At 62.8% G+C, this 9071-nt stretch carries 9 protein-coding genes and 1 CRISPR repeat array; all 9 genes read left to right on the top strand.

The window, feature by feature from the left end; translation table 11 throughout:
* Positions 1-187, top strand: a 187-nt coding sequence (locus tag Q0693_RS08520) for a WYL domain-containing protein (RefSeq protein ID WP_298630732.1), incomplete at its 5' end; no start/stop codon positions are given.
* Between the two features lie 9 nt (positions 188-196).
* Positions 197-3007 (top strand): CRISPR-associated endonuclease Cas3'', encoded by a 2811-nt coding sequence (locus Q0693_RS08515; RefSeq protein WP_298630730.1) that lies wholly within the window; start codon positions 197-199, stop codon positions 3005-3007.
* A gap of 99 nt (positions 3008-3106) precedes the next feature.
* Positions 3107-4606, top strand: a complete 1500-nt coding sequence (gene casA / locus Q0693_RS08510) for a type I-E CRISPR-associated protein Cse1/CasA (protein WP_298630728.1) — start codon at positions 3107-3109, stop codon at positions 4604-4606.
* A complete protein-coding gene (gene casB / locus Q0693_RS08505; protein WP_298630726.1) occupies positions 4603-5157 on the top strand; it encodes a type I-E CRISPR-associated protein Cse2/CasB in 555 nt (184 codons plus the stop codon). The genes casA and casB overlap by 4 nt, the downstream gene beginning before the upstream one ends.
* Positions 5154-6275, top strand: a complete 1122-nt coding sequence (cas7e, locus tag Q0693_RS08500; protein WP_298630724.1) for a type I-E CRISPR-associated protein Cas7/Cse4/CasC — start codon at positions 5154-5156, stop codon at positions 6273-6275. The genes casB and cas7e overlap by 4 nt, the downstream gene beginning before the upstream one ends.
* Position 6276: 1 nt before the next feature.
* Positions 6277-6966: a type I-E CRISPR-associated protein Cas5/CasD gene (gene cas5e, locus Q0693_RS08495; protein WP_298630721.1), complete on the top strand. Its 690-nt coding sequence runs from the start codon at positions 6277-6279 to the stop codon at positions 6964-6966.
* Complete coding sequence (gene cas6e / locus Q0693_RS08490; RefSeq protein WP_298630719.1) at positions 6941-7558, top strand: type I-E CRISPR-associated protein Cas6/Cse3/CasE; 618 nt, start codon at positions 6941-6943, stop codon at positions 7556-7558. The genes cas5e and cas6e overlap by 26 nt, the downstream gene beginning before the upstream one ends.
* A gap of 6 nt (positions 7559-7564) precedes the next feature.
* Complete coding sequence (gene cas1e, locus Q0693_RS08485; RefSeq protein ID WP_298630717.1) at positions 7565-8524, top strand: type I-E CRISPR-associated endonuclease Cas1e; 960 nt, start codon at positions 7565-7567, stop codon at positions 8522-8524.
* Positions 8493-8849 carry a type I-E CRISPR-associated endoribonuclease Cas2e gene (gene cas2e, locus Q0693_RS08480; protein WP_298630715.1) on the top strand — a complete coding sequence of 119 codons (357 nt, stop codon included), beginning with the start codon at positions 8493-8495 and terminating at the stop codon, positions 8847-8849. Before cas1e ends, cas2e begins: the two co-directional genes overlap by 32 nt.
* Positions 8850-8906: 57 nt before the next feature.
* Positions 8907-9059: direct repeats of the CRISPR family, unit length 28 nt; unit sequence GTAGTCCCCACACGCGTGGGGATGACCC.
* Positions 9060-9071 lie beyond the last annotated feature (12 nt).

The raw sequence follows: 9071 nt of genomic DNA, 5'->3' as shown, positions 1-9071 counted from the left end.
GAGCCTTCTGGCGAGGCTTCAGAGCGCGCCCTTCAAGGGAGGGGTTCCCTGGGAGGTCCTTTCCTGGATTCAGAGCTTTGGTCCGCGGGTGGAGGTGTTGGCCCCCGAGAGCCTGCGGCGCCTTTGGCTGGAAGAGGCACGGCAGGTTTGGGCGAAGGCGTCAGAGCTTGTCGGGGGCCGAGGTTAGGGTAAGAGCATGAGCCTAGCCCAGACAGCCCTCACCCTTTGGGCCAAGAGCGGGGACCCTTTTCATCCGCTCCTGGGCCACATGCTGGACGCTGGGGCCGTGGCCTGGGCCATTTTGGAGCGGGAGCCCGCGCGTACCCGAGCCCTCTACGCTTCGGACTGGGACTTGCCGGAGGAGGAGGCCCTAAGGCTGGTGGCCTTCTTGGTGGGCCTGCACGATTTGGGCAAGGCCAGCCCGGTTTTCCAGGCGGCGTGGCCGGAGGGGGCGAAGCGGGTTTGGGACCTTGGCCTGACCTGGGACCAGGAGTCGGTGCAGGAAAGCTGGGTGGCCCACGGGGTGCTTACAGAGATATACGTGAAGGATGCGCTTAAGCGGCAAGGGTTTCCCCTGCGCGTCGCCGACAAGGTGGCTAAGGCCCTGGGGGCTCACCACGGCTTCTTGGCGCGAGGGGATGAGCTACAAACGGGGCGGCTACATGTCAGGATGGAGTACCCCCATTGGAAGGAGGCCCGGGACTACCTGGTGGAAAGGTTGGCCGAGGGCCTCGGCTTGCAGTTGCCCTTAAGGGTAGGGCGGGAGGATGTTTCGGCAACGGCCGTGCTCCGGGTTATGGCCTTGGCCTCCTTTGCCGATTGGATCGCCTCGGACCCCAGGTTTTTCCCCTACGGTAGGGACCCGGGGAAAGCGGGTTACTGGGAAGAGGCCTTGGACCTTGCCCATAAGGCCCTGGAGAGCCTCCCTTGGCCCAAGACGCGCCCAGGGGAAGCCAGGACCTTTGAGGAACTCTTCCCCTTTAGCCCCAATGCCTTGCAAAAGGGCGTGGTCCAGATTTTGGAGACCGCGCCACCCGAGCCCATCCTCCTTTTGCTGGAAGCGCCCATGGGCCTTGGGAAAACCGAGGCGGCCCTTTATGCCTACCACGTCCTCAGGCAAAGGTTGGATCATCGGGGGCTTTATGTGGCCCTGCCCACCCAGGCAACCGCCAATGGCCTGTTCCCCCGAGTGCGGGATTTTCTGGAAAGGTTGGCGGTGGGAGAACATTGGGAGCTCCAGCTTCAGCATGGGGCAGCACCCCTCAATCCCCTGTACGCTGAGCTCCTGGAAAGGGCCCAGCCAGTGCAGGTCTACGACCCCGAGGAGGAAAGGGGAGGGGAGGAAAAGGGAGGAGGCGTGGCGGCCTCGGCCTGGTTCTCTGCCAAGAAGAGGGCCATGCTGGCGGGGCACGGGGTAGGCACCTTGGACCAGGCCCTCCTGGGGGTCTTGAAGGTGAAACATCACTTCGTGCGGCTATGGGGCCTGATGAATCGGGTGGTGGTCTTGGACGAGGTGCATGCCTACGATACCTATACCTCGGGGCTTCTCAAGGCCTTGCTCACGTGGCTTAAGGGGTTGGGGTCCAGCGTGGTCCTGATGACCGCCACCCTTCCCGAAAGGAAGCGCCAGGAGCTCCTTAGGGCCTGGCTAGGGGATGAGGGGGTGTCCTTTTGCCTTCCCCCCTATCCGCGGGTTTGCGCCTTGGGCCAGGGCCGCATGGAGGGAAGGCACCTTCCCCTGGAGGGAAAGCGCCTGCGCCTCGAGGCGGCCCCCGTGGCCTTGGGGGAGCTGGCCTCCTTCCTGAAGGGCCGGTTGCCCGGGGCCGTGGGAGCCATTGTGAACACGGTGGACCGGGCTCAGAACCTTTACCTGGCCTTGGGTGAGGGGGAGAGGGTTACCCTCGAGGACCTCCTCCGCGCCATGGGGCCAGGGCAGGACCAAGGGGCTTGGGCTAGCCTTTGGGAGGTTAGGGAGGAAAAGGGCCGGTTCACCGTGGGCAAGCGCCTTGCGGACGGCACCTGGGTCTTCCTGCTCCACGCCCGCTTTCCCGCTGAGGAGAGGGCCCTCCGGGAGGCGGTGGCCCTGGCCCTTTTTGGCAGGCATGGCCCCCGGCCAGAGAAGGCCATCTTGGTGGCCACCCAGGTGGCCGAGCAGAGTCTGGACCTGGACCTTGACTTCCTCTACTCCGACCTGGCACCCATAGACCTCCTGTTCCAGCGCGCAGGGCGCCTGCACCGCCACCCTCGGCCTCGCCCTCCGGGTCTTGAGGCGCCCCTGCTGGCGGTGGGGGGTTTGCTGGGACTGCCAGAGGCAGAGGGCGGGGGCCCCTCCTTTGGTGGGGAACTCCATTGGAGCCGGGTATACGAGGACTATGTGCTCCTCTCCACGTGGTTTTCCTTGAGGGGAAAGGAAGAGCTCCGCCTGCCCCAGGACCTGGAGCTCCTCTTGGAGGAGGTGTACGAACGCCCATGGCAGGACTTCCCTCCGGAGCTGCGGGGTAGGGCTGAGAAGTCCTACGAAGACCTAAGCCAAAGGCAGGAGAAGGAGGCGCAAACGGCCGAGAACCTGGCTTTGGCCAAGTTGGATAGGCTCCTAAGTGGGGTGGATGCGGCTGCTTTGGCTGCGGATTTACGGCTGGATGATGAGGAGGAAAGCCCTAGGACCCAACGCTTCCTCACCCGCTTGGGAGACCCTTCCGTTGCTGTGGTGCCCGTCTATAGGAGGGACGGGGAGTGGTTTTTGGACGCCGAGGGCCAGCGCCCTGTACGGCTAGCAGGCCAGCTGGGAAAGGAGGAGGTCGTGGCCCTTTGGAGCCGGGCCGTGCGCCTTTCCCGCTATCCCATTCCCCAGGAACTGTTGGGGCGAACCCCCCCTCCTGCCTGGCGCAAAAGCGGCCTCCTGCGGGGCTTATGGCCTTTGGAGGTGGGGGAGAGCTTTTCCTTGAAGAAAGGGGCATTGGCGGTGGATCTGGACCCCGAGCTTGGGGTGGTTTACCGGCAGGTTTAAACCCGTCAAGGGATGTCGGATGGTTCTGCTAGGGTGGTCTTGGAAGGGTGGGCAGGGGATGACGTGCTCCGGCAGGGCTTCCCAAAGGGAGGTGAGACCTTGGCCAAGTTTAACTTGATAGAGGAAGCGTGGATTCCGGTGTTGCGGGACGGCAGGGTGGTGGAGGTGGGCCTAAAGGAGGCGCTTCTACAGGCCCAGGAGATCGCCCGCATTGAAAGCCCCTCGCCCCTCGAGGAGGCCGCCCTCCACCGGTTGCTGTTGGCGGTGCTGTACCGGGCCCTCCCCGACTTAAAGGACCAATACGACCTGGAAGGGCTCCTACAAGAGGGGGGGTTCCCCTCAGGTGCCATTCTTGAATACCTGGACCGCTATCACGACCGCTTTTACCTCTTCCACGACACGGCACCTTTTCTGCAGATTCCCGACTTACCCCAGGATGATCCCCGCCCCTGGACCTCCCTGGTCCCCCAGTTGGCCAGCGGCAACAACCCTACCCTTTTTGACCACTCTTTGGACGATAGCCCTCTTCCCATTTCTTACCCCGAGGCGGCCCGGGCCCTTCTGGTACACCAGGCCTTTGCGCCCGGGGGGCTCCTAAGGCGCATGGGCGTGGTCTCAGCAAAGGACGCCCCTCTGGCACGCCCAGCAGTCTTCCTGGTGGAGGGGGAAAATCTGTTCCAGACCCTAATCCTCAACCTGGTGCCGCAGGAGGATACCGAGAAGGCCCTCTGGGAGCGGCCTCCTCTCCAGAGCCAGGAGGTTTGGGGTTACCGCACCAAATGGCCCCTGCAAGGGGTCAGCCTGGTGTATGTCTGGCCGAGCCGGGGGATTCTCCTCCTGGATGACGGGGATGGGGTCAGGTGGACGGCTTACGGTCCAGGAGTGGAACCCGTGGATGTGGCCTGGCGGGACCCCATGGTGGCCTACCGCGAGGACAAAAAGGGGAATGTTCTTGCCTTACGCCTCAATATGGACCGCAGTTTCTGGCGGGATTTCGCGGCCATGCAGCCATCCTCGGGTGGCCGGCTTCCGGCTGTGCTGACCCATGCGGCAGGTTTTGACCACCTGGACCAAGCCTTTTCTCTCCGTGTCCTGGGACAGGTGTCGGACCAGGCGAAAATCCTGGATATTCGCCGGGAGGTATACCCCTTTTCCAAGGCCATGCTGACGCCGAAGGGGGAACTCCTCCTAAAGAAGGGGCTTGAGCTGGCAGAATCCACAGCCTCAGGGCTTACCTCCGTGACCTGGCTGCTGGCCAGGGAGGTCTTGGGCGATCGGGATAGGACGGAGCTGGAAAACTTTGTGAAGTCCCTGCCTCTTATGAGGCTCTTTTGGCATCGCTTGGATGCGGATTTTCCCAAGTTTGTCCGCGCGCTGCAGGATGAGGCGGCCGTGGACCTGTGGCGTCAGGTTCTTCGCCAAGCGGCCCTATGGGCCTGGGGCGAGACGGAACGGTTCGTGGGGACCGAGGCCAGGCACCTTAAGGCCCTAGTGAAGGCGAGGGGGGCTTTGGCTGGGGTTTTGAGCAAGCTGGAGGACGCTGACGCGCCCCCAGGTGCCAAGGGCTCCACAGAGGCAAAAGGGGAGGTGAAAGGGTGAACGGCCAAGGGACAAGCGGGGAGCGGTTTCTGGGTTGGCTTCAGGACCTCAAGGGCAAGGCCTCGTGGCGGGCGGCTAGGGCAGCCCTTCGGCGGAGCCTAGCTTTTGATCCGGGAGCCTATCCACCGGCCATGCCCTACGTGGAACCCTTCTTTCGGGGTACTGGGGATGAGGGGTGGCGGAGGCAAGCCTACTACCTGGTGGCCGGTCTATACGCGTTACGGGATGGGGAGCACCGGGGGGGGCGTTCCCTGGCGCAAGCCCTCTACGAGGTTCGGCAAAAGAGGGGCTCGGAAAGCGTGGAGAAGCGGTTCTTGGCACTTCTAGACGCCGACCGAGACCAGATCGCTTACCGCCTGCGCCAGGCGGTGCTCTTGGTGGAAGGGCCGTTGGACTTCGCCCGCCTGCTGGACGACTTGATGGGCTGGTTCCACGCAAGCCGGCGGGTACAGGCTCGGTGGGCGAGGGAGTTTTACGGCACGGGGCAGGGTAAAGAGGAGGCGGCCTTGGAGGGGCAAGCCTCTGGGAACAAGGAGGAGGTGACGGAATGAAGCTTTTGGAACTGCATGTGATCCAGACGGTGGCTCCCAGCAATCTGAACCGGGACGACACAGGAAGCCCTAAGGATGCTCTTTTTGGCGGATACCGCCGGGCCCGCATCTCTAGCCAGGCGCAGAAGCGGGCCGTGCGGGTGGCGTTTAGGGATTGGCCTCTCCTTTCGGAAGACGAGCGGGCCATTCGTACCAAGCGCTTGGTGGAGGCGCTTTTGCAGAGGCTTACGGGAATAGAGGAGGGACGGGCTCGCCTGGCCGTGGAAAATGCCCTAAACGCCGTGGGCTTCAACGTGAAGGAGGGAAATAGGACGGAATATCTTCTCTTCTTGGGGAATCAGGAGCTCAATCGCTTGGCGGAGTTAATCCGGAAAAATCTGGACCCCCTAACCGCCATGCAGGCCAAGGGTAAGAAGGGGGCAGAGGTTGACAGTGAGTTGAAAAAGGCCTTGGAGAAGGCCTTGGATGGTGGAAGGGCGGTGGACCTGGCCCTCTTTGGCCGCATGCTGGCGGACCGCCCTGAGCTGGGCGTGGATGCAGCGGCCCAAGTGGCCCACGCCCTTTCCACCCACAAGGTGGACCGGGAGTTTGACTTCTATACCGCCGTGGATGACCTGAATCCCAAGGAGGAAACCGGGGCCGGGATGATGGGGGATGTGGAGTTTTACTCCGCCACCATGTACCGGTACGCGGTGGTGAATCTGGACCAGCTCCTTGCCAACCTGCAAGGGGACAAGGACCTGGCCGTTAAAGGTGCCTTGGCTTTCCTGGAGGCCTTTGCCCTCACTTTGCCCTCCGGGAAGCAGAACTCCTTTGCGGCCCACAACCCGCCTCTTTTCCTGGCCTTCCGTGCGGGGGTTGGGTTGCCCCGGAACCTGGCCACGGCCTTTGAAAACCCCATCTGGCCCAGGGATGGCAAGTCCCTCTCAGCCCTCTCCGTGGAGGCTTTGGTAAAGGAGTGGGCCAAGTTTGATAGGGCTTTTGGCCCCCTTAATCCGGAGTGGAAGGCGGCCTTGTGCCTGGTGGAGGCCCATGTGGGCGGCTTGCCCTTGGCGGAGGGGTTGCCCGATCTGAGGAAAGAGGCAGAAACGGCGGTTCGGGAACTCCTGGGAGGCTGAAATGCCCACGCTCCTCCTAAGGCTACAGGGCCCCATGCAGTCGTGGGGTACGCGGAGCCGGTTTGACCACCGGGACACCTGGCCCTACCCCACCAAAAGCGGGGTACTGGGCCTGGTGGCGGCAGCCCTGGGCAGGGATAGGGGGGAGGACATCGCGGACCTGAGCGCCTTGCGCATGGGGTTGCGGGTGGACCAAAGAGGCGTGTTGCGGGTGGATTACCAAACGGCCCGGGATATCTTGGCGGCTAGCGGTAAGTCTAAGGTCAACGTCCAAAGCTGGCGGTATTTCCTTTCGGATGCGGCCTTTCTGGTGGGCCTCGAGGGCCCCCGGGATCTCCTTCGGGAGGTGCACCAATCCCTCCTTAACCCCCGGTACGTGCTCTACCTGGGCCGCAAGGGTTACCTTCCCAGCCCTCCCCCTTACCTTGAAGACGGTTTGCGGGAGGAACCCCTGGAAGAGGCCTTGAGGGACTATCCTTACCTGCTTTCGCAAAAGCCCAAGGAGGACGTGTTGTTGGTCCTCGAGGCCAGGGAGGGCCGGTTGGTCTACGACCAGCCCATAGCGCCCTTTGCCCAGCGCCGTTTTGCGGCCCGGTATGTGACGGAGGTTCTGATCCCTAAGGACGAGATCCGCCTGAAACCCGACAGGGCCAAGGAGGGGGAGGATGTGGATCAGCAAACTGGTGCTTAACCTGCGTTCCAAGGCGGCTCGCCGGGACCTGGCCAACCCCTACGAGATGCATCGCACCCTATCCCGGGGGGTATCGGAAGCCCTTAAGGAAGGTCGGGAAAGGCTCTTGTGGCGACTGGAGCCCACCCGCACCGTGGATGCCCCGGTGGTGCTGGTGCAGACCCTCAGCCCACCCGATTGGAGCCTATTGGAGGAGGGTTATGCCACGGTCTATCCCCCGAAGCCCTTCCATCCCGTCTTGCACGAAGGCCAGGTGTTGCGCTTTCGCCTAAGGGCCAATCCCAGCAAGCGCTCCAAGGAGAGGGGGGAAAGGGTAGCCCTGAAAACCCGGGAGGAGAAGCTGGCTTGGCTGGCCCGGAAGCTTGGGGAGGGGGGGTTCCGCTTGCCCTACCGGGAGGACCAGCCCCTGGCCGTTATCCGCCAGGACACCTTCTTGGAGGTGAGGAAGGGGGGTCATCTTTTACAAGTCCAGGCGGTGCTCTTTGAGGGGACCCTCGAGGTGGTGAACCCAGAAAAGGCTTTGGAAACCTTGAGGAGGGGGATTGGTCCGGGCAAGGCCCTTGGACTGGGCCTCCTTTCCCTTCACCCATAGGCGCTTATGCCCCCGGTACCCAACACCCGCAACCTCAAGGAGCTACCCAAGTTCCGCGACGGGCTTTCGTACCTCTATGTGGAGCACGCCTTCATTGAACAGGAGGCCCAGGGCATTGGGGTGTATGACCAGCATGGCCTCACCTTAGTGCCGGTTGCGGCTTTGGGTGTCCTCTTCCTGGGGCCAGGAACCCGCATCACCCATGCCGCCGTCCGGGCCTTGGCGGGCAATGGATGCACGGTGGCCTGGGTGGGAGAAGGTTTTGCCAGATTCTATGCCCAAGGCCTGGGGGACACCAGAAGCTCCCGCCGGCTCCAGCTCCAGGCCAAAGCCTGGGCTGACCCAGCTCTTCACCTTAAGGTGGTCTTCCGCTTGTACCAAAGGCGTTTCCAAGAACCTCTCCCCCCTGACCTTACCTTGGAGGGGGTAAGGGGCCTCGAGGGGGTCCGGGTTAGAGCGGCTTACGCCCGGTGGAGCCGGGAAACGGGTGTGCCCTGGCAGGGGCGGTCCTATGACCGAGGAAACTGGGCCGCCTCCGATCCCGTGAACCGGGCCTTATCTGCGGGAGCCGCTTATCTCTACGGGCTGGCTCATGCCGCCATCGTCTCCAGCGGGTTTAGTCCAGCCCTGGGCTTCATCCACACGGGAAAGCTCCTTTCCTTCGTCTACGACGTGGCCGACCTTTACAAGACCGAGGTGCTGGTACCCGCTGCCTTTCTTACCGTGGCCGAAAGCGACCTGGAGGTGGAAAGGCGGGTGCGCCAAAGGCTTAGGGAGCAAATCCTCGAGGCGAGGTTGCTGGAGCGTATGGTGGAGGACCTCCTGTGGCTCTTTTCAGGGCTGGGTCTACCCGAAGAGGAAGGGGAGGAAGACGACCCCACCCGGCCCGGGGGGCTTTGGGACCTCGAGGGAGAGGTGGAGGGCGGGGTGGCCTATGGTGGTGCTGATCCTGGAGAAAGTTCCTAGGAGTCTTAGGGGCGAGCTAACCCGCTGGCTTCTGGAACTGGATACGGGGGTCTTTGTGGGTCGCGTTAGCGCCACGGTGCGCGACCTTCTTTGGGAAAAGGTGTTGGAGAAGGCGGGGGAGGGTCGGTGTGCCATGGCCTGGCGCACCAATAACGAGCAGGGTTTTGCCCTGCGGCTTCACGGTTATCAGGACCGCGTCCTGCGGGATTTTGATGGTATCATGCTGGTAGCTGTGCGCAACGCCGAGGCTATGCGCAAAGCGGAGAAACTTAAGCGCTTAGCTAGGCGAGCACAGGGGGAGCTTGACAACCAAACCCTGGATTGAATCTTTTTACAGACCCTTAGAGGGGGGTCACGCGGGGTTTTTGCTGTCTGGGTCATGTGTAGTCCCCACACGCGTGGGGATGACCCTAGTGCACAATCGTCGACGACGACGTAGATGATGTAGTCCCCACACGCGTGGGGATGACCCGGAGGCATCTCCTACTTGAGGAAGGAAGAGCCCGTAGTCCCCACACGCGTGGGGATGACCCGATCCTGGAGGAGA

This window comes from uncultured Thermus sp., assembly GCF_938010445.1.
Classification (GTDB): domain Bacteria; phylum Deinococcota; class Deinococci; order Deinococcales; family Thermaceae; genus Thermus; species Thermus altitudinis.
Note: the sequence above shows the minus strand (reverse complement) of the source record. Positions and strands in the feature narration are given on the sequence as shown.

What these genes read in the sequence shown, in the direction of transcription:
- Q0693_RS08515 (WP_298630730.1), top strand. Translation starts at nt 197, where the DNA reads ATGAGCCTAGCCCAGACAGCCCTCACCCTTTGGGCCAAGAGCGGGGAC.
- cas7e (WP_298630724.1), top strand. Translation starts at nt 5,154, where the DNA reads ATGAAGCTTTTGGAACTGCATGTGATCCAGACGGTGGCTCCCAGCAAT.
- cas5e (WP_298630721.1), top strand. Translation starts at nt 6,277, where the DNA reads ATGCCCACGCTCCTCCTAAGGCTACAGGGCCCCATGCAGTCGTGGGGT.
- cas6e (WP_298630719.1), top strand. Translation starts at nt 6,941, where the DNA reads ATGTGGATCAGCAAACTGGTGCTTAACCTGCGTTCCAAGGCGGCTCGC.
- cas1e (WP_298630717.1), top strand. Translation starts at nt 7,565, where the DNA reads ATGCCCCCGGTACCCAACACCCGCAACCTCAAGGAGCTACCCAAGTTC.
- cas2e (WP_298630715.1), top strand. Translation starts at nt 8,493, where the DNA reads ATGGTGGTGCTGATCCTGGAGAAAGTTCCTAGGAGTCTTAGGGGCGAG.